The following is a 24427-nucleotide window of genomic DNA, read 5'->3' as shown; positions in this document are numbered from 1 at the left end:
ATTCTAGGGGATATGGACGAAAACCAGAAAACCCTTTATTTTAAGAGAGATTTTAAATTTATATGTACTTAATGGCTTGGGTAATGGATACGGAATGTAGGGATGGTAGAGACGGGCTTGCAGATAGAGAAGAACAAATACTAGAATTTTGGAACCGTAATCATATTTTCCAAAAGTCATTACAACTCCGTTTAGGTAGGCCTTTGTATTCATTTTATGATGGCCCACCATTTGCTACGGGGCTTCCTCATTATGGGCATTTACTCGCAGGAACCATCAAAGATACCGTCTGTCGTTTTGCTACGATGAATGGGTATTATGTTCCTCGACGATTTGGATGGGATTGCCATGGAGTACCTGTAGAATATGAGGTAGAGAAATCTTTAAACCTCACTACACCAGGAGCGATTGAGAATTTTGGTATAGGAGCTTTCAATGAAGAGTGTCGTAGTATTGTCTTACGCTATGTTGATGAATGGAAGTCCTATATTAATCGTTTAGGCAGATGGGTAGATTTTTCATCCACATGGAAGACTATGGACGCTTCATTTATGGAAAGCGTGTGGTGGGTATTTTCTTCTTTATATAAACAAGGGCTTATTTATGAGGGCGTGAAGGTTGTCCCTTTTTCTACGAAATTAGGCACTCCTTTATCTAATTTTGAAGCAGGGCAAAATTATAAAGAAGTCAATGATCCTTCTGTAGTTTTAAAGTTCCCCCTAATTGATGACTCAGCATCGTTACTTATCTGGACAACAACTCCGTGGACATTGCTATCTAATATGGCAGTTGCAGTAGGACCAGAACTTACTTATGTACGCATTGTTGATAAAAATTCTGGAGAACAGTGGATTTTAGGCCAGGGATGTGTATCACGATGGTTTTCTGATTCTTCATCTTATGAAATTATAGATAGTTTCCCTGGAACAGCCCTAGTAGGGAAGAATTACCTTCCACCATTTGATCTTTTTTCTCATAAACGTACAGAAGGAGCTTTTCGAATCCTTCCTGGACCCTTTGTCGAAGAAAATGAAGGGACGGGTATTGTGCATATGGCACCTGCGTTCGGAGAAGTAGATTTCTTTGTTTGTAAAGAACATAACATTCCCATTGTCTGTCCTATAGATGATCATGGATATTTCACTGATGAGGTCATCGAATATCAAGGCAGGTACATTAAGGACTGCGATAAAGAGATTATTAAGAGGTTAAAAGAACTGGGTAGGGTATTGCATCTTGGTACTGTGATGCATAGATATCCTTTTTGTTGGAGGACAGATACGCCATTAATTTATAAAACTGTAAATTCATGGTTTGTTGCTGTTGAAAGGATCAAAGATAGGATCCTGCAAGAGAATCAGAAGATTCACTGGGTTCCCGAGCATATTAAAGACGGACGTTTCGGTAAGTGGTTGGAAGGCGCTCGAGACTGGGCAATAAGTAGGAACCGTTACTGGGGAACTCCAATGCCTATTTGGAAAAGTAGAGATGGAGAAATTCTTATTATAAGTTCTATTAAAGAACTCGAGGAGCTTTCGGGAGAAAAAATTTCTGATTTGCATTGCCATTTCATTGATCAATTAAAAATCCAAAAAAATGGGAAGTCTTTCCAGCGTGTCCCGTATGTTTTTGATTGTTGGTTTGATTCAGGTGCTATGCCTTATGCCCAAAATCATTATCCTTTCGAAAATCAACAACAAATAGAATCTGGATTCCCTGCTGATTTTATTGCTGAGGGGTTAGATCAGACTCGTGGTTGGTTTTACACTTTGATGGTGATTTCTACAGCTTTATTTAATCAATCGGCATTTAAAAATGCGATAGTCAGTGGGATTATTTTAGCAGAAGACGGGAATAAAATGTCTAAGAGGTTAAATAATTATCCTAGTCCTATGCATATTATGAATACCTATGGAGCTGACGCTTTAAGATTATATTTGTTACATAGTGTTGTTGTTAAAGCTGAGGACTTGCGTTTTTCTGATAGGGGTGTGGAGTCCATTTTGAAACAGATACTTCTTCCCTTAACTAATGTATTAACATTTTTTAAAACTTATACAGATTTGTATGGTTTCGATAGGAATCAGTACGAAGAGAAAGATTATGTATATACTGAGATTGATCGTTGGATTTTATCAAATCTCTATACTGTTGTTGGTAAAGTTCGCGATAGTATGAGTGCCTATAACCTAAATATGGCAGTTCATCCTTTTGTAACATTCATTGATGATTTAACTAATTGGTATATTCGCCGTTGTCGGCGTCGTTTCTGGCAAGCAGAAGACACTTTAGATAGAAGAGCTGCATTCGTAACTCTTTACGAGGTTCTTTCAGTTTTTTCTAAAGTGATCGCTCCATTTATTCCATTTCTATCGGAACATATTTATCAAAAAATTAGACAAGATTTTTCCGAAGAATCCGTACATTTATGTGATTTTCCACATAAAGATCTTGATAAGGTATTTCCTGATTTAGAACAACGTATGTCCGATGTAAGAGAAATTGTTGGTTTAGGACATTCTTTACGTAAAGAGCATAAGTTAAAAGTTCGTCAACCTTTGGCTAATTTTTATATTATAGGTCCTAAGGAACGTTTAGATGCTTTAACTTCATTTGAACAACTGATTTCTGAAGAGCTTAATATTAAGAATATTATTTTCTATAAAGAGACTCCTCAGTTCATTATGACGACAGTAAAACCTAATTTCCGCTCTTTAGGTAAGAAAGTAGGGAGTAGAATCCAAGAGATACAAAAGGCTCTAGCATCTTTGTCTCAAGAAGAAATTCAACAATTTTTACAGAAGAAATATTTACCTCTTACTTTAACTGATACACAGTTTACCTTAGAGATGAGCGACGTACTTATTTCTTGGGAAACAGAACCAGGATATGTAGCGCGTAGTTCTTCATTATTTACAGTTGTTTTGGATTGTCAGTTAACAGAAGATCTTATTACAGAGGCTCTTTCTAGAGAAATTGTAAATAAAATTAATACAATGCGAAGAAATCGCAAACTGCATGTTTCTGATCGTATTTTGTTGCAGATGAAAACTTCTCTGGAAGTACAAACAGCATTCATGAAATACGAAGATTATATTTGTGAAGAAACATTGACTCAACAATATCAATTTGTAGATCTATTAGATGGAGAGGAGTGGGATATTAATGGATATTCTACAACTATTGATTTTACAGTATCTGAATAGATGATGAAAGGAGCCTTTTTATAGGCTCCAATTTTTATTTTCTATCGTTTTGATTTTTAGGAAATAAACGACGACGTTTTTTGAAATACATATAACTGAAAGTATATATAAGAGTACCTAGGGCAATGCTGTTAACCACGTAGCCAGGAAGTGTAGTAGGAGAAGGGACGTTTTTCAAGTGTTTAAAATGCCCTAAAGGCCAGAAAATCCATAGAGGTGATCCTAACAAGTTTTCTAAAGGCACAAATCCGAATTCTCTACTATCAGCGCTCATTGAATAATTATCCCCTAAAACCAACACATGCCCTTCCGGAACACGTAGTCCAAAATTACGAATAAATTCAGAAAATTCTTTAGGATCAGTCGGAGGAGGACCTCGATCAATAAATCCTATATAAGGTTGATTTTCGGAAGAAGCTTCTTGTTTTGCTTTTTCTGATTCTACAAATCTTTGTAGGGCAGGGTCATTTTGGATAAAAATAGGAGAGTCCATGATATAGAGATTGCCGTGATTATAGAAGGCATATCGGTTAGGTAGTGGATTATGTTTAGGATTTGTAGGAATATAAAAGGAACTGAAATTCATCCCACAATTAAACAAATCAATAACTTGATCATCATTTAATTGCATAAGTGGGTGTGTAGGTTTGAGTTTATATCGAATTCCACCGAACCCAATTTGATAAGCTTCTCCTTTAAAATATTCATAACAACCATTTTTGACACCCGGGAAAGGTAGAGCAAAAATACGTGCTGCAGGGTTTAGTTTTAAAGAATTTGGTTGGTACTTATACGCAACGCCATCAGAAATAATAAAACGAGATGTATTTAAGTTATTCCTGATTAAGTGAATATGTTCCTGCCTGAGAGGAAGGAGAGTTGTCATGGGACGTATAGTAGGAAACAATTGCTGGTCATAACTATGTATTTGTGGAGGAGGATATGACGTATTTGGAGTATGATTGATTTCCAAGTAAGCTATAGCTGCAGGTGTCGGCGTAACGTGGGTCAAACTAGCTTGTTTGTGGGTAAGAATACGCACCATAGCATAATTTCCCATGCCAAAAAGGTCGGAATAACTTACAGGAGTTTGATGCGGTTGTTTTAAAGCATTGGGTATATCGTTATGCCAAGTATGTTGATGGAAAAACTGCCCATAGGGTTCTTCTTGATACAGCACACGTTTTCCGCAAATTTGATTCATTTGTTTGAAATACGCTGTTGTTTCTTCCCCCTTTATTATTTCTACAGAGCCATCAAAAGAAATATATGGAACGTGATAAAGTTTATCTAAACCATCTTCGGAAGAAAATGGAATAGGTTTCCCATCACGGTCTAAGCCATAAATTTTTCCTCCGTAAAAATATAAAATGTCTCCCGGTTTGCCCATGCAGCGCTTAATGTAGCGTTTTTTTCCTGTGAAAAACCAGAAGTACTTCGTATTTGAGTTAGGGATAGGAAGATCACCTACAGTAAAGACTACAAGACCACCACGAGTAATAGATTCAGGGCGAAAACCCCAAGGTCGTTTAATAAAGGGAAAGTGAAGGCCAAATGTAGTTTTAGAAACAATAAGGCGATCTTGTTCTAAAATCGTAGGACGCATGGATCCAGTAGGAACTTCATAAAGTTCAAACCAAAATTGACGAATACAAAACGCTAGGATGGCTGCAAAGCAAATTGCCTTTGTAAATTCCCAAATTTTTTTTGTAAGAGAAGATGGATAAGTTTTTTGGAATTGCTGTGCTTTTTTAGCTAGTTGACTAGCTAATTCTCTGTCCTGTTGGAAAATAGCTTCTTCTAGTTGTTCTAAAAGGTATTCTAGTTCCTTTCGAGTATTTGGATGAGTGATTTTTTTGCTTTTAAGTAATTTATACGTAGAATAGAGTATTTGGCGACTTTTATTTAGAGAATACCATTGCTTCATAAAAATGCCTAGTGCAATCCTTAATTACTTCAATTAATATGGTTATTTTAGTCTCTATATAGACAAGTACTTAAGGCTGAAGAAAATTCTTTTAACTTATTGAAATATATAGTTTTTTAAAGAAACACACGAGCCTTGTCATTTTTGATACTAAACTACAATGTTTAAGTATTGAGAGCTATTTTACTGCATTAGATTTTTCAATCAAAAATATTTTCTAGATATGAAGGAAGATTTTTCTTTTTTATAAGAAAACAAAAGCTATGGAGTATCTAGAAAGTTATTTAGAACATAAAATATGTTATTTCTGCGTGATTATCGGCAGAGGGCACATCAAAGGAGAAGTAGCTTCATGTCCTATATCAATTGCTCGTAATATTATCGCACCCTTGGGAGTGTCAATACTTATCCAGATGGGAAAAACAGAAATATCAGAAACAGTAAAATACATTAAGATGTTTTTCCCAGAAAGTACAGAGGCATCAGGAGGCCAAAGAGCATGTTTGGCTTGGGTAGGTACTTTAATAGGGTGCATACCATCTAAGGATACTTTAGGAGACCATGGGATTTGATCTTCCCCCTTTCCTTGAGTTTTGATTAAATGTTTAGGAGCATTTTTCAAAGATAGGTGTAATAAAGTAGAAAGAAAGGGAGTTATACCATTTTGTTTTGAGGGAATCCAAGCTTGAGTTTTAGGGTTAAAACTAAATACCGCGGTATCTTGGTGTGATAAATGAATCAAAAATATCTTTTTATCAGCTTTTAATGTATGAATAAGCGTTTTCCAGGGAGTGTCTTTGACCAAAGCGCGTTCTTGAGGAGATAAATAAGAGAACTCGGTTATTTCTAGCCACACAGCATTGTTAGAAGTAGATTTTACAAGTAAAAACAATATTTGACTTCCCTTGCTAAAAACAGCATAATCACCTTGGCGTGCAAGAAAAATATTTTTTTTAAATGAGGATATGTCCTGTGCTTTAAGTTCTAGGGGGGGAAATAAAAAAGTTATTAGGAAAAATAGAAACATGAAGGGGAGAGAGAGCATTTTTTCTTGCCTTTTCATGAGATGTTTCTGTACACTTTTCCTAAATTTTGCTGTAAGGTTTTCCTGTATACTAAGATACTGATTTTGGAGTTGTCAATATGAAAAAAAACACTCATCCTGAGTATAGGCAAGTTTTATTTGTAGATTCTTCTACGGGATATAAATTTGTCTGTGGGTCTACATATCAAACTGATAGAACAGAAGTCTTTGAGGGAAAAGAATACCCTGTTTGTTATGTTAGCGTTTCCTCTGCTTCGCATCCTTTCTTTACAGGAAGTAAGAAGTTTGTAGATGCTGAAGGACGTGTTGATAAGTTTTTAAAACGTTACAGCAACGTCAAAGCTCCATCTCCTGTTGAGGACACTGCTCTCCCCGCTAAAGGGAAAAAGAAAGTTGTTACAAAGAAAAAGAAGTAATAGCCTTCTTTAAGTTTTTCTTCAAAAAAATATGTTTTGGGCATGATTTGTGTTTGGTTTTTTGAGAAATCGTTTTTGTTTTTCTAAAAACTGCTTAAGGACGTCTATTGACTAGATATCTAGTAAATATTTTAGTGACATTTGAATGTTAAATATGTCTCTTTAACCCTTCTTGTATCGAAGTGTTTTTAATCTTTATCGACGATTTACTCCAAGGTATGAGGGATTTTTAAACAGAATACCAATCCCTTATTTTTTCTTATTGCGTATCTGGAAGTATTGCGGAGATTTGATGGTGGAAGAAGCTCATGAAAAAAAAGATTCTAGAGTATTTAAAGCGCTTAGAAGAAGTTGAAATTAAGATTTCTGATCCCCAGATCTTTGATAATCCTAAAGAATATAGTAGTTTGAGTAAGGAACATGCGCGTCTTTCAGAGATGAAAAACGTATATGATCAACTATTGAGTACAGAGAAAATTTTGAGGGATGACAAACAAGCATTAGCACAAGAGAAAGACCCTGAAATGATTGCTATGCTAGAAGAGGGGATTCAAAATGAAAAGTCTGAAATAGAAAAACTCAATAAAATTTTAGAAAATTTATTGGTGCCACCCGATCCTGATGATGACTTAAATGTGATTATGGAGTTGCGTGCAGGAACTGGAGGGGATGAAGCAGCTCTTTTTGTCGGGGATTGTGTACGTATGTACCACTTATACTCGGATTCTAAAGGTTGGAAATATGAAGTTCTTTCTGTCTCAGAATCAGATATTGGGGGATATAAAGAATATGTTATGGGTATCTCGGGAACTGGAGTAAAACGCTTACTTCAGTATGAAGCAGGGACGCATCGTGTGCAAAGGGTCCCTGAAACAGAAACTCAAGGACGTGTTCATACTTCTGCAATTACTATTGCTGTATTGCCTGAGCCCTCAGATGAGGAGGAGGAAGTCTTTATTGATGATAAGGATTTAAAAATAGATACTTTCCGATCTTCCGGAGCGGGAGGTCAGCATGTAAATGTTACTGATTCTGCTGTCCGAATTACTCACTTGCCAACGGGAGTGGTTGTTACCTGTCAGGATGAGCGTAGTCAACATAAAAATAAAGCCAAGGCTATGCGTATTTTAAAGGCACGTATACGTGATGCTGAAATGCAAAGACGTCATGAAGAAGCCACAGCCATGCGTTCTGCTCAAGTAGGAAGTGGAGATCGATCCGAAAGAATTCGTACATATAATTTTCCGCAAAATCGTGTGACGGATCATCGTATAGGCCTGACTCTTTATAGTTTAGATAAAATTATGGATGGAGATTTGGATATGATCACATCAGCTCTGGTGAGTCATGCCTATCGTCAATTATTACAAAGCAGCAATGAAGAAAATCCTTAAAGAAGCTTCTACTTATCTTACTTATCATGGCATAGCTTTCCCTAGTAGAGAAGCTGAAGATATTCTAATGGATTTCATTGGTGTGACATCTAGAGCGCATTTATCTACTATCTATTTAAATAAAGAACAATTGTCGAATTATTGGCAGCGAATCTATAAGCGATCGCAGCGTATGCCTTCAGCTTATATTCATGGTAGTGTATCTTTTTTAGGTATGCCCCTAGTTGTTGATTCTCGTGTACTAATTCCTAGACCAGAGACAGAACTTTTAGCAGAAAAAATTATACAATATCTGAAAGTTCGTCCACAAATTACAAGGTTTTATGATGTTTGCTGCGGTAGCGGATGCTTAGGTTTGGCTGTTAAAAAATATTGCCCGTCTGTTGAAGTTATACTATCCGATATTTGTCCTAAAGCTGTAGAAATTGCACGATTGAACGCTGAGAGAAATCATTTAAGTGTTGAAATTTTAATAGGTGACCTTTTTTCTCCCTATACCTGTCCTGCAGATGCTTTTGTTTGTAATCCACCATATCTTTCATTTACAGAAATTTTGTATTCTGATCCCGAGGTACGCTGTTATGAACCTTGGAAAGCTTTAGTTGGAGGAAACACTGGAACAGAATTTTATGAGCGTATAGCCAGAAATCTAAATAAAATTTTGCTTCCTGGAGGAGTTGCGTGGTTGGAAATTGGTTATAAACAAGGGGAGATTGTAACAAAAATTTTTGAGAAGTGCGGAATATCAGGGCGTTTGTATCAAGATTTCTCTGGATGGGATAGGATTTTTTTTCTTGAAAATCATGTAATAGATTCTGTATCCTCATGTGATGATTCTTGATTTTTGCTGAGTAGATGATCAGTTCTTTATCGCAAAAACTATCTTCGATTTTTTCTTCATTAGTTTCTTCTCGAAGGATTACTGAAGGTAATATCTCTGACGCAATCCGTGAAGTGCGTTTAGCCATGTTAGACGCTGATGTTAATTATCACGTTGTCAAGGACTTTATTGCTAAAGTTAAGAAAAGAATTCTGGGAGAAGAGGTATGGAAACATGTTTCTCCAGGACAACAGTTCATACAATGCTTACATGAAGAAATAGTGAAGCTTCTTGACGGGAACTCGGGATTAATTACTTCGAGTAATCCTAGTGTGATTTTGATTTGTGGATTACAAGGAACTGGTAAGACGACTACTTGTGCAAAGCTTGCTGCCTATGTAATGCGTGAACGTAAAGCAAAAAAAGTGCTTGTAGTTCCCTGTGATTTGAAACGTTTTGCAGCTGTAGACCAGTTGAGAAGTTTGATATCTCTAACTCACGCTGACCTCTATAGTAGTAGTAGTCAAGATCCTGTTGAGGTAGTTTCGCAAGCTTTAGATTATGCACGGCGTTCTGGTTATGATTTGGTTTTAATTGATACAGCAGGTCGCTTGCATGTGGATAGTTGTTTGATGCAAGAACTGGTCTCTATAAACAAAGTTTCAAACTCTTGCGAGAGGTTGTTTGTAATGAATTTGGCTATGGGGCAGGATGCTGTCGCTACGGCCAAGGCTTTTGACGAATATCTGGACCTCACAGGAGTAATTGTGACTATGACAGACGGAGATTCTCGAGCGGGTGCCGTATTATCTATGAAGAATTTACTCGGTAAGCCCATAAAGTTCGAGGGTTGTGGAGAGAAGATCGAGGATCTTCGACTCTTTAATGCTGAGTCGATGGCTGATCGTATTCTGGGAATGGGAGATACTGTACATTTTGTTCAGAAAATGCGCGAGTGCATCTCAGAGGAAGGAGGTGAGGAATTAGGGAAGAAGCTTGTAGAGGCTACATTTACTTATGAAGACTATTATAAGCAAATGAAAGCTTTTCGACGTATGGGGCCTCTTCGTAAGATCATGAATATGATGCCAAGTTTTGGCGGAGCAAAGCCAAGCGATAAAGAAATGGAAGATTCTGAGAAGTATATGCGACAAACTGAGGCAATTATTCTTTCAATGACTCCTCAAGAGAGAAGAGAAGAGGTAGATCTCAGTATTAGTCGTATGAAAAGGATTGCTTTAGGATGCGGATTAACTCTAGGAGATGTTAACCAGTTTCGTAAGCAGATGGCAAAGTCTAAAAAATTTTTTAAAAACATGAGCAAAGAAAGACTGGAACAAATGAGAAAAAAAATGTCAGGAGGACACCTGTGGCGTTAAAAATTCGTTTACGACAACAAGGACGAAGAAATCACATTGTTTATAGATTAGTGCTTGCTGATTCAGAGTTTCCTCGCGATGGTAAGTATATAGAACTATTGGGTTGGTATGATCCCCATAGTGAGGTGAATTATCAGTTGAAGAGCGAACGGATTTTTTATTGGTTGAATCAGGGTGCCGAGCTTACAGAAAAGGCTACTGCATTAGTAAAACAAGGGGCTCCTGGGGTTTATAGTGAGTTGATGGCTAAAAAGGTAGCTCGTCGAGCAGCTGTATGCCAAAAACGTCGTGCTTATCGACGTCGTCGCTCATTAAAAAGAGCTGAATCTGCTTCGGCTGCTGCAAAGTAATGTTTCAGGGTAAAGGGAATGAAGATAGATATACTTTCTTTGTTCCCCGAATACTTTGATAGCCCACTACAAGTAAGTATTTTGGGAAGAGCGATTAAAAGTGGCTTATTAGAGATTCATACTAGGAATATTAGAGATTTCGGCCTGGGTAAGTGGAAACAGGTGGATGATTCTCCTTTTGGTGGAAGTGGTATGCTTCTTATGGCTGAACCGGTAGTTCGAGCAATACGAAGTATTAAGAGGCAGGACTCCAGAGTTATTTATCTTTCTCCTCAAGGTACTCTTTTAACTGCTGGTAAAGGTCGAGAACTGGCACGGTATTCTCATTTGATATTTTTATGCGGCCACTATGAAGGAATAGATGACCGCGCTTTAGTAAGTGAGGTAGATGAGGAGATAAGTATTGGGGATTACGTATTAACTAACGGAGGGATAGCAGCTTTAGTTGTTATTGATACTTTATCTCGATTTATTCCTGGAGTATTAGGAAATCAAGACAGTACAGAGTTGGATTCTCTAGAAAACGGATTACTTAAAGGACCACAATATACGCGTCCTCGTGTTTTTGAAGGTAAAAAAGTACCCGAAGTATTGTTGCAGGGAAATCATCAAGCGATTGCGCAATGGAGACAAAAAGAGAGTTTAGAGAGAACACGTGCGCGGCGTCCTGATTTATATATGCGTTATCTTTATCGAAACCTAAGAGATCAGGAAAGTACACAAGAATCGAGATTGCAAGAGCCCCTAAAAGGATTTGGGGAACTAGGTGTTGTGTTAGAGGTTAATAATATTCAACGATCTAAAAAGTTTTATTCAAAGCTTTTTAGACTAGATCTACCTCTTAGTAATAGACTATATGTTCCAGGGAAAAATCCACTGTGTTTGTATTTTCAAGAGGCAGGATCGAATAAACAGATAGCAACCCTAGCCTTTTGTTTAGATGATGAAGATAATTATTTGCATTTTTTAAAACGATGGAAGATGCTTGGAGGTACTTTCGCTCAAGCTAATGATCAGGGAGTAGAGAGACTGGCTTATGATTTAGACGGTCATATATGGGCCATCTCCTTTGAAAGGAAGTAGAAATAGAGAACTTAGGTGATGTCATGGGCAACTTATTACAAGAATTACAAAAAGAACAGTGTCGATCAGATATTACAGATTTTCGTGTTGGAGATACGATTCGCGTAGCCACAAAAATTGTAGATGGTGGTAAAGAGCGTATACAAGTATTTCAAGGCACAGTTATGGCTCGTAAAGGTGGTGGAGCTGGGGAAACAATATCCTTACATCGAGTAGCATACGGTGAAGGAATGGAAAAGAGTTTTTTACTTAATAGCCCTAAGATTGTGAGCATTGAAGTAGTAAAACGAGGTAAAGTTGCTCGTGCTCGCCTCTATTATTTACAAGGGAAAACAGGTAAGGCAGCTAAAGTTAAAGAGTATATTGGTCCTAAATCAGAAAAAAAGTAATTTGAATTATCTAGTTGAGTATATTTTTAATTTTTCTAAGACTGGTCATTAATGCATACTCCTACTCTAGATATGGAACAGCAATATTTATCTAAGACTATCCTAGAACAAGAAGTCTTTAGTAAGGGCTTTTCTATCATAGCAGGAGTAGATGAAGTCGGGCGAGGGCCTTTAGCTGGGCCTTTAGTTGCTGGAGCCTGTATTCTTCCCCGGGACAAGGTTTTCCCCGGAGTAGATGATAGTAAGAAATTAACTCCTAAAGAAAGAAGAAGAATTCGCGATATGCTCCTGAATGATTCGGATGTGTATTATGGGATAGGTGTTGTTTCTGTAGAACGCATTGATGAGATTAATGTTTTAGAAGCAACCAAGGAAGCTATGGCAATAGCTATAAGTAACCTCCCTATATCTCCTGATTTCCTTCTTGTAGACGGTTTGTACTTGCCCCACAGTATTCCTTGTAAACAGGTAATCCAGGGGGATTCGAAATCTGTATCTATAGCCGCGGCATCGGTTTTAGCGAAGGAATATAGAGACGACCTTATGATTGAATTGCACAAGCTCTATCCTGGTTATGGGTTTGATAGACATAAAGGTTATGGAACAGCTGCTCATTTAGCAGCATTGAAGTCGCTAGGACCTTGCGATTGTCATAGAAAAAGTTTTTCTCCCGTATGTAAGTATTTTAAGGCTGTATGAAAAATCGTGTGTTTCATCCCTTTTCTTTTGACTGTCCTATATGCGCTCCAAAGCTATTTACTATTAGTGCTCCTGCGGGAGCAGGTAAAACAACTTTAGTGCGTATGTTAGAAAAAGAATTTCCTCACGCATTTCAGAAAACTATTTCTTTAACAACACGGGTGCCTCGTTCTGAAGAAATACCTGGAGTAGATTATCATTTTGTTTCACAAGAAGAGTTTAGTCATTGTTTAAACCAAGGTGATTTTCTCGAATGGGTAGTTCTTTTTGGAGAGTATTACGGAACAAGTCGTTTAGAAATTAATGAGATCTGGGAGTCCGGGAAGCATGCTATTGCTGTTGTTGATGTCCAAGGTGCTTTAGCTCTAAGAAAACAAATTCCTACTGTCTCTATTTTTATTTCAGTACCGTCGTCTGAAGAATTAGAAAGACGTTTAAAAGAACGAGGATCTGAACAGGATTCTCAAAGACGTGAGAGGTTGCAACACAGCGTAGTTGAACAGGCAGCTGCAAATCAATTCGATTACGTCATTATGAATAAAGAATTGAACAAGGCTTACGAGGTTTTAAAAAGCATTTTTATAGCAGAAGAACATAGGAACGTATTATGAGTGCAAAGGATCGTTTAACAAATGAAAAACTAAACAAGTTTTTTGAAAGTCCATTTAGTTTAGTTAATTATGCTATTAAGCAGGCTAGACATAAAATAGCTCGAGGTGACGTGCGTTCTGCAAACGCTGCTATTGAAGTATTGGTTTTCTTAGAAAGAGATGGAATTCAAGAAGGCGTATCTGAAGAAAACTCAGACACAGTCTCAGCACCAACTCATGAAAGGAAAAGAGAGGGAGGGAGGGTATCTTCTGGAATGAGAAAAGATCCCTCTGCTTATACATGGAGTGATGTAAAATAATGACGAGACGCGTTTTGATTACATCGGCATTGCCCTATGCAAACGGACCTTTGCATTTCGGACATATAGCTGGAGCTTATCTCCCAGCGGATGTTTATGCACGGTTTTGCCGGTTATTAGGAGACGACGTACTTTATTTATGTGGTTCTGATGAGTATGGCATAGCAATTACGTTAAATGCGGAGCGCGCAGGTTTAGGTTACCAAGAGTATGTAGATATGTATCATAAGATACATAAGGATACTTTTGAGAAATTAGGGATTTCTTTGGACTTTTTTTCACGGACAACAAATCCTTTTCATCAGGCTATTGTTCAGGAGTTTTATACACAACTCAAGTCTAAAGGGTTCATAGAAAATCATGTTTCCTATCAGTTATTCTCTGAAACAGAGAATCGTTTTTTAGCTGATCGTTATGTCGAGGGGACCTGTCCTAAATGTGGATTTTCTGATGCTCGTGGTGATGAATGTCAACGATGCGGAGCAGATTATGAAGCTGTAGATTTAATTGATCCACGATCTAAATTATCTGGGGATAAGTTGATCCTTAAAGAAACAGAACATGCTTATTTACATTTAGAACGTTTTATAGATCCTTTATTATCATTTATTGATGGAACCTATCTTCCTGATCATGTGCGTAAGTTTGTTATAGATTATATAAAGAATTTGCGTATGAGAGCAATTACCAGGGACTTGTCTTGGGGAGTTCCTGTTCCTGATTTTCCTAACAAAGTTTTTTACGTATGGTTTGACGCTCCGATTGGGTATATAAGTGGTACCATGGATTGGGCAGCATCTACAGGTAATCCTGATGCTTGGAAGGATTTTTGGCTCGATCCCTCTGTAGAATATGTACAATTTATAGGTAAGGATAATCTTCCTTTCCATTCTGCTATATTTCCCGCTATGGAATTGGGAGTCGATATTCCGTATAAAAAAGTCGATGCCTTAATTTCTTCTGAGTTTTATTTGCTTGAGGGAGCTCAATTTAGTAAATCTGAAGGTAACTATATAGACATGGATGCTTTTTTAGATGCCCATGCTTTAGATAAGTTGCGATACGTTTTAGCTGCTACATCTCCCGAGACTGCTGATAGTGAGTTTACTTTCGTTGATTTTAAAACACGATGTAATTCCGATCTTGTTGGGAAGTTTGGCAACTTTATTAACCGTGTGTTAGCTTTTGCTGATAAAAATCATTTTAAAGAACTTGTTTATTGTGCATCTTCTTTAGAAGATGTAGACCATAAGTTTCTTCATGAAGCACAAAGTATTGTCCACAAAGCAGAATCCTGTTACCGAGAGTTTAGTTTAAGAAAGGCTTGTTCTGCAATTATGGAGCTTGCTTCGTTAGGAAATGGATATTTTAATGATCAGGCACCGTGGAAATTACTTAAAGAAGGAAAGGCTCGTCGTGTGGAGGCAGTACTTTTTTGCGCATGTTATTGCCAAAAGCTCCTCGCATTGATTTCCTATCCTATTTTGCCTGAAACAGCCTGGGAAATATGGAAAATGCTTTCTCCTAAGTCTTTGCATTTATCTGATTATCATCCTGATCGTATGTCTGATATTTGGAATTCATCGTTTTTCGATGTTTCTGATGAGATATTTTCTTTAAAAGTTCCTCAGCTACTTTTTACAGTTGTGGAGTGAATATTTTAGGAACAACATGCCGCTTGTTCCGGATTAGATAGATTGTCTAATGCCTTTACAAGCCCGGTACATCGGTGTTGTACTTTGTTATTTCGTGTGGCTATAGCAATAGCCTTTTTTGTTCCTACCAAAGCTACGAGTTGTTTGCCTCTCGTAATAGCTGTATACAGGAGATTTCTATAAAGCATCATGAAGTGAGATGTATGTATAGGTAGAATAATACAGGGGCTTTCACTACCTTGATACTTATGTACTGAAGTGGCATAGGCTAGTGTAAGGTCATCTAGTTCTGTGAAGGAATAGGTTACATACCTTCCGTCAATATTGACAATCACACGTTTATTTTCAAAATTAATTGTAGATATATACCCAATGTCACCATTAAAGACCTCTTTATTATAGTTATTTCGGGTTTGCATCACTTTATCTCCCACAGCGTAAGAATGAAATCTTCCATGGAGATTCGCCTGTTTAGGGTTGAGTGCTGATTTTAAAACTTTGTTAAGGTTATGAATACCTAGGATTCCCTTTTTCATGGGAGAGAGAATTTGGATATCCTTTGGATAGATATGATACTTTTCAGGAACAAATTGTGTTACTAAATGTACAATGTGCTCTAAAGCTTTTTGGGGGTCGTCTTTTTGGAAAAATAAAAAATCCTTACGACCAGATTCTGAATACAATATAGGAAACTCACCTTCATTTACTTTGTGAGCGTTGGTAATGATTGTCGAGTTATGTACTTGGCGGAAAATTTTGTTTAGATGGGTTACAGTAATTTTCTTGGATTTAATAATGTCTTTAAGAATATTCCCTGGACCTACACTGGGAAGCTGATAAATATCACCGATAAATATAAGAATAACATAATCGGGAAGAGCTTTTAATAAATGGTAAAGAAGATAAGTATCGATCATCCCCGATTCGTCAATGATAATTAAGTCACAATCAATAGGATTTTCGTAGTTTTTACGGAAAGATCGTGTTTTAAAATCATATTGCAATAGGGAGTGGATGGTTACTGCATGCTTCCCAGTAATTTCTGTCATACGTTTTGCTGCTTTCCCAGTAGGAGCTGCGAGGATAATTTTATACGTAATTTGTTCGAATATTTTTAATATTGCTTTTGTAATGGTACTCTTACCTGTTCCTGGACCTCCAGTAATAATATGAACTTTTTCTGAAAATGATGCGCGAACAGCTTCCTTTTGACTCTGTTCCAGATAAAGATTTAAGTTATTTTCTACCCATTGAATAGCTTTATCACTATTTATAGAGCGAATTTTTCTTGAAGAGAATAGGATTCTCTTTAAGTCTTGTGCTATTGTTTGTTCTGCAAGGTAAGTATGTTTTATCCAAACGTAAGTAGAGCCCTCTATGTCTTGAATATGTAAGAGTTTTTTCTCTTGCATGCTATATATCTGAGAAACAATTTCTTCTATTGACATTGGGGTGTGAGAAGTATTTTGATTCAAGAGTGTAGCAACAATTTGAGAAAGATTATGGAGAGGGTAGCAGGTATGACCATCTTCTTGTAATTCTTTTAAGGAGTGTTGTATTCCTGCACACAGGCGGCTTTGTGAATTTAACGGCACTCCTAGACGTATTGCTATTAAATCTGCTGTTTTGAATCCAATTCCTTCCATTTCTCTAGCAAGTAAAAAAGGATCCTCACAAATTTTCTCTATAGTCTTTTCTTTATATTTTTTATAAACCCTAACACCGTAATGGATAGCAATATCATACTGTTGAAGGAAAAGAAGGGTTGCTCGGAGGTTTTTCTGTTCGTTAAGTTGTTTACAAAGACTATTGCAACGTGTTTGGCTGATACCCGAGATGTCAATAAGTTTTTCTGGGTGATTATCTAAAATATACGCCGTTTCATTTTGAAACTTTTCGATAATCTTTTCTGTAGTTTTAGGACCTATACCTTTAATAAGCTTGGATGTAAGATAATTGATAATTCCTTGGTTATCTCGACTTTCTGAGTCATTGTAGCTGTATACTTGAAAGTATTTTCCTAGATCTAGATTTTCAGACCATTTTCCATATAGGGATAATCGCATACCCGTTTGAAGAAAAGAATCAGGAAATTGACCTTTAATTACTATAAGAGATCCCTTATAGGGTATGCGAATTTTAGCGAATGTTTCTCTAGAATTCTCGTCTATAGAGAGGATGCTTTCTAGTGTTCCGGAAATTTTTTCCATAGAATTCCTAAATCTAATTTCAGAGTACGAGTTTTTCAGGAAAACTTACAGCGTGTAGTTACCTTAATCTTAAAACTGGAACTAGATTTTTTTTAATCCTGTTTGAAGGGTTTCTTATTCTTGTTCTCGTCAAGATTATATATTTGTGGAATGAGTTTTGGTATTATCCACAATACGAAAGCTTGTTGCTTATAGATATTATTTATCCAGGACATACCAGTGCGTATTATCTTCCAGTGTCTTGAGTGATTGTCTACTTATGTTTTTTGTCTCGATTTACTAATTAAGATAGTATAAGAAGTGTAGCTAAGGTAAATTTTTTATTCGATGAGTATTTTAAATCTATTTACTCCATCAACACACTTTTTAATGACATTTTTATTACTTTCTTTAATTAAAATTTGAAGCTGAATTTATTAATTATATCAAGATGTGTAGAAACTAGATATTTTCATTTTAAAAAATTTTTTTAAAAAAACAGAATTTAATCTGTAGAAGAGATGACTTCTGTTGAGTCTTCCTGATCCTGATGAGCTTTCTTCCCAAAAAGGATTAGACAGGCCAAGCTTCCGCCCAACATAAGTAAAATCCCCAATCCTTCTTGCCAGGAGGGTAGAGTATGTTTGCAAAAATAAGACAAACATAATCCAAAAATAGGCTCTAGTATGAGTAAGGCTCCAAGAAGAGATGGGGATAGATGTAGGCTAGCTTTGTTCCAGGAAGTGATGGCTAGCGATGATGAAAATATTCCCATAGCTCCGCATAAAATAATAAAAAGTAGTTTTTCAGAGAGAGGAGTATGGGAGATCAGGATCGAGGTAATCTGAGTAATTCCTAGACAATCACCGAGAATAATGAAGGGAATACAGAGAGCTAGCGATGCGAGTCCTAAAATACAGCACCAGAGGTTAGGGGAGATTTGAGGATTTTTGGATAGGAAGGTGTAGTTATATATAATATAGCTCACCCAAATTCCTGTAGAGATGATAACACAGACGAGTCCTAAGAAGTATTTGGCTAGGTGAACCTCTACATTAGTATGGATTTTTGAGATGTTGGTTAGGAGAATTCCTAAGAAGATTATGCTACTGAGAAGAGAAAGGGTGGTATAAGAGATTTCCTTTTTTTTGATATTTGAGTGGAATAGAACAATTATAGGCGCGAGCCCAGAAATAATAATAGTTACGGCAGCGCCTACACAACGAGTAGCGTACGCTATTCCTAGATAGTAGACAACATTAACTATAAAGGCCCAGAAAATTCCTTGTTTCCAGATAATTAGGGGGACGTTTCTAAAAATATTTTGTCTCCTCCATAGAATTGAAAGGAGAGAAAACATTCCGAAAATTGTATATCGTGCAAGTACGATATCAATTTCTTGAAAGGAATGTAATAGGTCGGGGATGACAAAAACTATTCCCCAGTATAGACAGGCGAGTAAACTGTGAAATACTCCAAAAGGTACATTACGGGATTGTTTGATTTGTATCTTGTTAAGTAACATATCTCTCTGAAGTTTTAGGGTGGTGTTCTAGGAGCTAGAGCTAATGAAGAGCTATTTTAGCATAAACGGCAATTTTATGGATGACGCCCCTTATAATATTTTATAGGATTCTAAACCAAGAGGAACTTAGTTTGTTGATTATGAAAACAAAAATACTTGTGTATGCAGATGAAGGGGTTTCTCCTTACTACTTACGTCATTTAGTTCGTTGGTTGAAGCAGACTCTTCCTGTTGAGGAAAATCTAGAAATTTGTAGGGTAGGAGCAGATTTTCTTCTTTATGACCCCCTATGGGAACTTTTTACTAGATTATTGATTATTCCTGGAGGAGCGGATCGTCCCTATCATAAGAAGCTGCATGGTTTAGGGACTGTAAGGATTGATAATTATGTCCGTGAAGGGGGAGGATATCTTGGAATTTGTGCCGGAGCATATTTTGCTTGTAAGAGTTTGAGTTTTGAAGAGCCGAATGGAGAGATGTTCGTTGCTTCTCGGAGTTTAGGGTTTTTCCCAGGACGCGCTGTTGGTCCTGCTTATGGTAACCTATTTTCTTATACTAGCCCTATAGGAGTACGGGCTGCTCCTTTAATTATTAATCATTCTGGGAAGAGGTGTATGACTTTATTCAACGGCGGCCCCTATTTTGATCAGGCAGATTCTTATCCTGAGATTACTATAGAAGCTCGATATGAAGATCTTCCTTCTCAACCTGCAGCGATTATCTCTAGACAGCTCGGAAAGGGGCGAGTAGTTCTCTCAGGTTTGCATATAGAATACCTTCCTGAGCATTGTCATATGGGAGAAGATAATGTTGTAGAAGCTAGGGAGAAGTTAAAAACTACAGATGCAATATTAGGTCAATATCGAGAGTCTTTATTGTCATATTTACTAAACTCCGAGTCAGAAGGAAGTTCGGTTTCAGCAACTGGATTGATAGAATCTTGATTTTTTTATGAATTTCTATGGTTTTAGTGTGATTTCCCAATGTAGGAAGCCGTGTGCTATGGATCTTATCATTGCGATTTAAGTGGGTCTGGGCTTTTGAGTTGAGAATTTGGTTAGTCGTTCTATATCTTCATCTGATAAATCTGATAACACGATATGATGCGTGTTTACAAAGCGTGCGCGATTTATATTAATAAAAGACATTGAGTAAGAAAGTGTGCTGGAATGATCAACAAGTCCGAAGTAGGAAGCTTCCCTAGAGAATGAAAATAAGTCTCTGTGTACAAAAATACTCCAATAATCTTCAGGAGAAAGAAGATAGATAGGAGTACTACTTGCGTCCGTAGGGATGGTTGAACGTTGAGGGAGGGTAGGCGTGAATCTTAATTGCTCAATAGCGCATAGCAAGGCTAACCATTGCATTTGACGTACTTGGGGATGATCACATCCTGAAGAGAATGGTCTTAAGATGATAGTGGTTTCTTTAGAAATGCTATGGTTTAACGCTAAGTAGTATCTAGTAAAATAATTGCGAAATATTTGATAGAGACAGATTTGAAAGTTTTCTGTTGTGGAAAAGTCTAGTGATATTTCAGGTAGGATAGGTAAGACAAAGGGTACAGTTTGTAAGACAGTTTTCACAGCCTTACTATCAGTAGATATTTTATGTTTTTCAGCGGTCTCGGATGATAGTTGATGTATGCAACAATAATTTGCTTTCCGTATTATGGAAGCTGCTTCTTGCATATCCTTACTAGTAAGGATTAACGAGAACTTTGTGTAATCGCGATAGAGTTCGGGAAGACTTCCCTTTTCTAAGGGACTCATGTTCCAAGATGCTAGTGCACTATTGAGTAAAAATTCAGAATCTCGAAGAAATGAGTTTTTCCACACTTCAAAGTCAGGAAAGAAATGATCTTCATGCGTATGTGATAGGTGAGTGATCGTTGACTTGTTTAAATCTTGGAGAACATCTGTAGGGAGTTGAGGAGATATAAATACAGGGAGTTGAGGAGATATCAATTTATCTTCTCTTGGGGCTAAAGAGGTCTTCCGTTCATGCATATATATAAAAAGATGTGATAGAAGAAGGGCTCCTATAGCAATAGATAGCAAAGCAAATAATGTGATTATTAGGAAGTTTGTGGGGAACAGCAACAGACAGGCAATTATAGCTGATACTGAGGTAATAATGATCAGGGAAAGACAAAGAATTAGTCGATAAACTAAGACTCTAGCTCTACTGTGTGTTGAAAATATCTGGGGCATATAAGCTGATTCCCTAGGCAATGTAGACATAGCCACTGGACCACCTTTTTCTACGCCATTAATAAAATGCTATATGGAAAACTCCGGAGGATGGGTTCGAACCAACGACCAATGGATTAACAGTCCACTGCTCTACCGCTGAGCTACTCCGGAACACAATATTTAAGGAAATAATTCTAAGTTAAATAGCAAAAAAGTCAATAGATTTTCCCAGTGATTTATAAGATTGCCATTTGGAGAAGGGAGTTAGTGAAAAAATAATTCTCTTACAAATCCTAGGATTTCTTCTGTAGATTTTTGTGCTCCGACAATTTCAGGAGTTTCATAGTCTTTTACAATGGGATAGGAAGAAGTAAAGTATGTGTGGGCTTGTTGGGACAGAGATTGGACAACATCTCCTGAAAGATTGACGTGGCATAGGCTTTCCTCTACTGCAAGATAGAGGAGAGATGTTAGTGCTGTGGACAGATCAGGAAGAGGGTTATGTTTACTGACATTGCTATGGAATTCTAAAGAAGGTACCGGTAGATAGGTGATCTCTTTATTGTTTTGTTTTATTCCATGGATACGGGTGTTGATAAATAGGCAACGTTTGATGAGTACAGGGATGTTATCTAATTTTGAAGAACATGAAGAAAATATAGGATGGGTTTCCTTACTTTGAGGAGTGAAGTTTTTCCATAGTAGAAACCAGTTAGTTTTTGAAGAATGGTTATCACAGGGGAAAATAGTGAAATTAGCTCCATGAATTAGGAGATCAGATATCTCTATTTTTTTAGATAGAAACATGGAGAGAAGGGAGAAGCGTAGATTTACGTATTCAATTTCCATAGCATAGGGGAAGCGTTCTGAAGGCATGGGATTATGAATACACAGATAGCGAATTTTTATTCCTGAAGTCCTAGGGGAAATTCTACCTATTGAGACTTGAGTGTGTAGTTTTGCTGATAGCCACTGTTCAACGATACTTTCTTTACGGATCCAGAAGTAAATAATAATACACAGGGCTAGGAGGAATAAATTCTTTAATAGTTTAAACATGCATGATTAAGATTAGTTGTTATCTTGGATCTTAAGATAGAGGAAGCAAGAAATATTAGAAAATAAAAAAGGCCTCCCTACTTAAATTAAGATGGGAGACCTTCGATATAAAAGGCAAATCCTTTTATTCAAATGATTAATAATCCATTCCTGCAGGCATTGCTGGAGCAGGTGATGAGGATTTGTCTTCAGGAATATCTGCGATTAGGGCTTCTGTTGTTAGTAAAAGACCTGCAACAGATGCTGCGCTTTCCAAGGCAGATCGAGTAACTTTAGTAGGATCTACAATACCAGCTTCAATCATGTCTGTATAAGCATCCCGTAAAGCATCATATCCTTCATTAGCACCTCGAGAGAGCACTTGTTGGCAGATAATAGCTCCTTCTTTTCCTGCATTTGTAGCGATTTGTTTTAGAGGAGCAGAGAGAGCTTTGAGAACGATACGTGCTCCAATTTGTTCGTCTTCGTTTGTAAGGATAGGAATGAAGGCTTCTAAAGTAGGTATGCAGCGAACTAGAGCTGTACCACCTCCAGGTAGGATACCCTCTTCAACAGCAGCGATAGTTGCGTGTTGGGCATCATCTACTCTATCTTTTTTCTCTTTCATTTCAATTTCTGTAGCAGCACCTACGCGGATTACGGCTACGCCACCAGAAAGTTTTGCTAATCGTTCTTGTAGTTTTTCTTTATCGTAATCCGATGTACTATCTTCGATTTGTTTTTTGATATTTTCGCATCGTGATTCGATGTCTTCTTTACTTCCTAAACCTTCAACGATTGTCGTATCTTCTTTAGTAATAATTACTTTTTTAGCTTTCCCTAACATAGCTAGGGTGGTGTTTTCTAATTTCATCCCTAACTCTTCGCTAATCAACTGACCACCAGTTAGTATAGCAATATCTTCTAACATAGCTTTTCTTCTATCACCGAAGCCGGGGGCTTTGACTGCGCAGACTCTGAATCCGGCTCGTAATCTGTTAACAACTAGAGTTGCTAAAGCTTCTCCTTCGATATCTTCAGCAATAATAAGTAGGGGCCGACCGGATTCTGCTACTTGTTGTAATACTGGAAGGAAGTCTTTAATTCCGGAGATTTTTTTATCATAAATAAGAACAAGGGAGTCTTCTAAAATACACTCTTGTGTTTCAGGATTTGTAGAGAAATAGCTAGACAAATATCCACGGTTGAAATTCATTCCTTCAACCACATCAAGAACGGTTTCAAATCCTTTTGCTTCTTCTACAGTAATGGAACCGTTTTTGCCTACTTTTTCCATTGCTTCAGCAATTAGATTACCGATTTCGGAATCATTATTTGCAGAAATAGTTGCAACTTGAGCAATTTCTTTATGATGTTGTACAGGCTTACTAATTTTTTTAATTTGATCAATAACAACTTTTACAGCTTTATCAATACCTCTTTTGAGATCCATAGGATTAGCGCCAGCTGTGACATTTCTCAATCCTTCGCTATAAATAGCTTCAGCTAAAACAGTTGCTGTAGTAGTTCCGTCTCCAGCTTTATCAGCTGTTTTACTAGCAACTTCTTTAACCATTTGAGCTCCCATATTCTCGTGTTTATCTTCGAGCTCAATTTCTTTAGCAACGGTTACCCCGTCTTTAGTAACTTGAGGAGATCCAAAGCTTTTGTCAATAACCACATGGCGTCCTTTTGGGCCTAGAGTCACTTTTACAGCTTCTGCAAGAGTTTTAACGCCTTTATGGATTTTTTTTCTGGCGTCTTCGTTGTATTTGATATTTTTTGCTGCCATTGTTGATTTACTCCTTAACTTTTTGCAATCTATAAATAACTACTCTCTTTTATTTGAGAACTGCCATAATTTCACTAGCTGGAACAATGACGTATTCTTCGCCTTCAATAGTAAGTTCCTGACCTGCATATTTATCTATTAAAACAATATCGCCGACTTCAACTTCAAAAGGTAGGATATTACCATCTTTATCGCGTTTACCTGATCCTAACACAAGTACTTCAGCTCGATCTTGTTTCTTCTTTGCTGTATCGGGTAAAATAATTCCTCCACGAGCTGTAGAACTCTCTTCCTCTCTTTTTACTAAGATCCTATCGCCCAGGGGCTTAATCTTAAGGGTCGTTGCTTGATCACACATGTTATAAGCTCCTTATGTTTCATGTTTTGAGAGACTTTCGTGTTTCTAGCGAAACGA

Annotated in this window: 21 protein-coding genes and 1 tRNA gene; 13 read left to right on the top strand and 9 right to left on the bottom strand. The window is 37.1% G+C overall.

The features are described 5' to 3' along the window. Positions 1 to 83: 83 nt before the first annotated feature. Positions 84 to 3206 carry an isoleucine--tRNA ligase gene (ileS, locus tag RT28_RS02105; RefSeq protein WP_038501286.1) on the top strand — a complete coding sequence of 1041 codons (3123 nt, stop codon included), beginning with the start codon at positions 84 to 86 and terminating at the stop codon, positions 3204 to 3206. Positions 3207 to 3240: 34 nt separating this feature from the next. On the opposite strand, the gene lepB is transcribed toward ileS, so the two are convergent. Together lepB and RT28_RS02095 are read right to left on the bottom strand one after the other, a co-directional pair. Continuing rightward, complete coding sequence (lepB, locus tag RT28_RS02100) at positions 3241 to 5133, bottom strand: signal peptidase I (protein ID WP_020356335.1); 1893 nt, start codon at positions 5131 to 5133, stop codon at positions 3241 to 3243. A 301-nt stretch (positions 5134 to 5434) separates the two neighbouring features. Next, on the bottom strand, positions 5435 to 6196 hold the full coding sequence (locus tag RT28_RS02095) for a hypothetical protein (protein ID WP_038500571.1): 762 nt from the start codon (positions 6194 to 6196) through the stop codon (positions 5435 to 5437). Positions 6197 to 6276: 80 nt separating this feature from the next. On the opposite strand from RT28_RS02095, the gene RT28_RS02090 reads away from it, so the two are divergent. The 11 genes from RT28_RS02090 to metG all read left to right on the top strand — a co-directional run bounded on the left by RT28_RS02090 (position 6277) and on the right by metG (position 15273). Beyond that, positions 6277 to 6594, top strand: coding sequence for a type B 50S ribosomal protein L31 (locus RT28_RS02090; RefSeq protein WP_020356332.1), 318 nt, complete (start codon positions 6277 to 6279; stop codon positions 6592 to 6594). A gap of 308 nt (positions 6595 to 6902) precedes the next feature. Beyond that, positions 6903 to 7988, top strand: a complete 1086-nt coding sequence (gene prfA / locus RT28_RS02085) for a peptide chain release factor 1 (protein WP_020356331.1) — start codon at positions 6903 to 6905, stop codon at positions 7986 to 7988. Beyond that, a complete protein-coding gene (prmC, locus tag RT28_RS02080; protein WP_038500568.1) occupies positions 7972 to 8829 on the top strand; it encodes a peptide chain release factor N(5)-glutamine methyltransferase in 858 nt (285 codons plus the stop codon). Before prfA ends, prmC begins: the two co-directional genes overlap by 17 nt. Positions 8830 to 8843: 14 nt before the next feature. After that, on the top strand, positions 8844 to 10187 hold the full coding sequence (gene ffh / locus RT28_RS02075) for a signal recognition particle protein (RefSeq protein ID WP_038500565.1): 1344 nt from the start codon (positions 8844 to 8846) through the stop codon (positions 10185 to 10187). After that, positions 10178 to 10537 carry a 30S ribosomal protein S16 gene (locus RT28_RS02070; protein ID WP_020356328.1) on the top strand — a complete coding sequence of 120 codons (360 nt, stop codon included), beginning with the start codon at positions 10178 to 10180 and terminating at the stop codon, positions 10535 to 10537. The genes ffh and RT28_RS02070 overlap by 10 nt, the downstream gene beginning before the upstream one ends. A gap of 18 nt (positions 10538 to 10555) precedes the next feature. After that, positions 10556 to 11620 (top strand): tRNA (guanosine(37)-N1)-methyltransferase TrmD, encoded by a 1065-nt coding sequence (gene trmD / locus RT28_RS02065; protein ID WP_038500562.1) that lies wholly within the window; start codon positions 10556 to 10558, stop codon positions 11618 to 11620. A gap of 23 nt (positions 11621 to 11643) precedes the next feature. Continuing rightward, the gene (gene rplS, locus RT28_RS02060) at positions 11644 to 12009 is read left to right on the top strand and encodes a 50S ribosomal protein L19 (protein ID WP_038500559.1); all 366 of its coding nucleotides are present in this window, start codon (positions 11644 to 11646) and stop codon (positions 12007 to 12009) included. A 51-nt stretch (positions 12010 to 12060) separates the two neighbouring features. After that, the gene (locus RT28_RS02055; RefSeq protein ID WP_038500558.1) at positions 12061 to 12708 is read left to right on the top strand and encodes a ribonuclease HII; all 648 of its coding nucleotides are present in this window, start codon (positions 12061 to 12063) and stop codon (positions 12706 to 12708) included. Continuing rightward, positions 12705 to 13319, top strand: a complete 615-nt coding sequence (gene gmk, locus RT28_RS02050) for a guanylate kinase (protein WP_020356324.1) — start codon at positions 12705 to 12707, stop codon at positions 13317 to 13319. Before RT28_RS02055 ends, gmk begins: the two co-directional genes overlap by 4 nt. Then, on the top strand, positions 13316 to 13618 hold the full coding sequence (locus tag RT28_RS02045) for a hypothetical protein (RefSeq protein ID WP_038500557.1): 303 nt from the start codon (positions 13316 to 13318) through the stop codon (positions 13616 to 13618). Before gmk ends, RT28_RS02045 begins: the two co-directional genes overlap by 4 nt. Next, positions 13618 to 15273 (top strand): methionine--tRNA ligase, encoded by a 1656-nt coding sequence (metG, locus tag RT28_RS02040; RefSeq protein ID WP_038500556.1) that lies wholly within the window; start codon positions 13618 to 13620, stop codon positions 15271 to 15273. The genes RT28_RS02045 and metG overlap by 1 nt, the downstream gene beginning before the upstream one ends. A gap of 5 nt (positions 15274 to 15278) precedes the next feature. Here the strand turns inward: metG and recD2 are convergent, their stop codons facing one another. Both recD2 and RT28_RS02030 read right to left on the bottom strand, forming a co-directional pair. Further along, complete coding sequence (gene recD2 / locus RT28_RS02035; protein ID WP_038500554.1) at positions 15279 to 17483, bottom strand: SF1B family DNA helicase RecD2; 2205 nt, start codon at positions 17481 to 17483, stop codon at positions 15279 to 15281. A gap of 484 nt (positions 17484 to 17967) precedes the next feature. Continuing rightward, on the bottom strand, positions 17968 to 18987 hold the full coding sequence (locus RT28_RS02030) for a DMT family transporter (protein ID WP_038500553.1): 1020 nt from the start codon (positions 18985 to 18987) through the stop codon (positions 17968 to 17970). Positions 18988 to 19127: 140 nt separating this feature from the next. Between RT28_RS02030 and RT28_RS02025 the strand changes: the two genes are divergently transcribed. Next, positions 19128 to 19931, top strand: coding sequence for a BPL-N domain-containing protein (locus RT28_RS02025; protein WP_038500552.1), 804 nt, complete (start codon positions 19128 to 19130; stop codon positions 19929 to 19931). Between the two features lie 78 nt (positions 19932 to 20009). Here RT28_RS02025 and RT28_RS02020 read toward each other — a convergent pair whose 3' ends face one another. From RT28_RS02020 to RT28_RS02000, 5 genes are all read right to left on the bottom strand, one after another. After that, positions 20010 to 21230, bottom strand: a complete 1221-nt coding sequence (locus RT28_RS02020; RefSeq protein ID WP_038500551.1) for a hypothetical protein — start codon at positions 21228 to 21230, stop codon at positions 20010 to 20012. Between the two features lie 51 nt (positions 21231 to 21281). Then, positions 21282 to 21353: transfer RNA gene (locus tag RT28_RS02015), tRNA-Asn, on the bottom strand. Positions 21354 to 21446: 93 nt separating this feature from the next. Beyond that, positions 21447 to 22241, bottom strand: coding sequence for an AsmA family protein (locus tag RT28_RS02010; RefSeq protein WP_038500550.1), 795 nt, complete (start codon positions 22239 to 22241; stop codon positions 21447 to 21449). A 136-nt stretch (positions 22242 to 22377) separates the two neighbouring features. Then, a complete protein-coding gene (groL, locus tag RT28_RS02005) occupies positions 22378 to 24012 on the bottom strand; it encodes a chaperonin GroEL (protein WP_020356316.1) in 1635 nt (544 codons plus the stop codon). Positions 24013 to 24061: 49 nt separating this feature from the next. Further along, positions 24062 to 24370, bottom strand: coding sequence for a co-chaperone GroES (locus tag RT28_RS02000; RefSeq protein WP_020356315.1), 309 nt, complete (start codon positions 24368 to 24370; stop codon positions 24062 to 24064). Between the last annotated feature and the right edge of the window lie 57 nt (positions 24371 to 24427).

This window comes from Chlamydia avium 10DC88 (assembly GCF_000583875.1).
GTDB lineage: Bacteria > Chlamydiota > Chlamydiia > Chlamydiales > Chlamydiaceae > Chlamydia > Chlamydia avium.
The sequence above is the reverse complement of the archived record's forward strand: the minus strand, read 5'-3'. Positions and strand labels throughout refer to the sequence as shown.

Bases quoted from the DNA above. Each gene is read 5' to 3' on its own strand.
- rplS (WP_038500559.1), top strand. From the start codon at position 11,644: ATGGGCAACTTATTACAAGAATTACAAAAAGAACAGTGTCGATCAGAT.
- RT28_RS02045 (WP_038500557.1), top strand. From the start codon at position 13,316: ATGAGTGCAAAGGATCGTTTAACAAATGAAAAACTAAACAAGTTTTTT.
- RT28_RS02090 (WP_020356332.1), top strand. From the start codon at position 6,277: ATGAAAAAAAACACTCATCCTGAGTATAGGCAAGTTTTATTTGTAGAT.
- ffh (WP_038500565.1), top strand. From the start codon at position 8,844: ATGATCAGTTCTTTATCGCAAAAACTATCTTCGATTTTTTCTTCATTA.
- metG (WP_038500556.1), top strand. From the start codon at position 13,618: ATGACGAGACGCGTTTTGATTACATCGGCATTGCCCTATGCAAACGGA.
- RT28_RS02055 (WP_038500558.1), top strand. From the start codon at position 12,061: ATGCATACTCCTACTCTAGATATGGAACAGCAATATTTATCTAAGACT.
- ileS (WP_038501286.1), top strand. From the start codon at position 84: ATGGATACGGAATGTAGGGATGGTAGAGACGGGCTTGCAGATAGAGAA.
- RT28_RS02095 (WP_038500571.1), bottom strand. From the start codon at position 6,196: ATGAAAAGGCAAGAAAAAATGCTCTCTCTCCCCTTCATGTTTCTATTT.
- RT28_RS02010 (WP_038500550.1), bottom strand. From the start codon at position 22,241: ATGTTTAAACTATTAAAGAATTTATTCCTCCTAGCCCTGTGTATTATT.
- RT28_RS02020 (WP_038500551.1), bottom strand. From the start codon at position 21,230: ATGTCTACATTGCCTAGGGAATCAGCTTATATGCCCCAGATATTTTCA.
- gmk (WP_020356324.1), top strand. From the start codon at position 12,705: ATGAAAAATCGTGTGTTTCATCCCTTTTCTTTTGACTGTCCTATATGC.
- RT28_RS02030 (WP_038500553.1), bottom strand. From the start codon at position 18,987: ATGTTACTTAACAAGATACAAATCAAACAATCCCGTAATGTACCTTTT.
- lepB (WP_020356335.1), bottom strand. From the start codon at position 5,133: ATGAAGCAATGGTATTCTCTAAATAAAAGTCGCCAAATACTCTATTCT.
- prmC (WP_038500568.1), top strand. From the start codon at position 7,972: ATGAAGAAAATCCTTAAAGAAGCTTCTACTTATCTTACTTATCATGGC.
- RT28_RS02025 (WP_038500552.1), top strand. From the start codon at position 19,128: ATGAAAACAAAAATACTTGTGTATGCAGATGAAGGGGTTTCTCCTTAC.
- groL (WP_020356316.1), bottom strand. From the start codon at position 24,012: ATGGCAGCAAAAAATATCAAATACAACGAAGACGCCAGAAAAAAAATC.
- prfA (WP_020356331.1), top strand. From the start codon at position 6,903: ATGAAAAAAAAGATTCTAGAGTATTTAAAGCGCTTAGAAGAAGTTGAA.
- recD2 (WP_038500554.1), bottom strand. From the start codon at position 17,483: ATGGAAAAAATTTCCGGAACACTAGAAAGCATCCTCTCTATAGACGAG.
- trmD (WP_038500562.1), top strand. From the start codon at position 10,556: ATGAAGATAGATATACTTTCTTTGTTCCCCGAATACTTTGATAGCCCA.
- RT28_RS02000 (WP_020356315.1), bottom strand. From the start codon at position 24,370: ATGTGTGATCAAGCAACGACCCTTAAGATTAAGCCCCTGGGCGATAGG.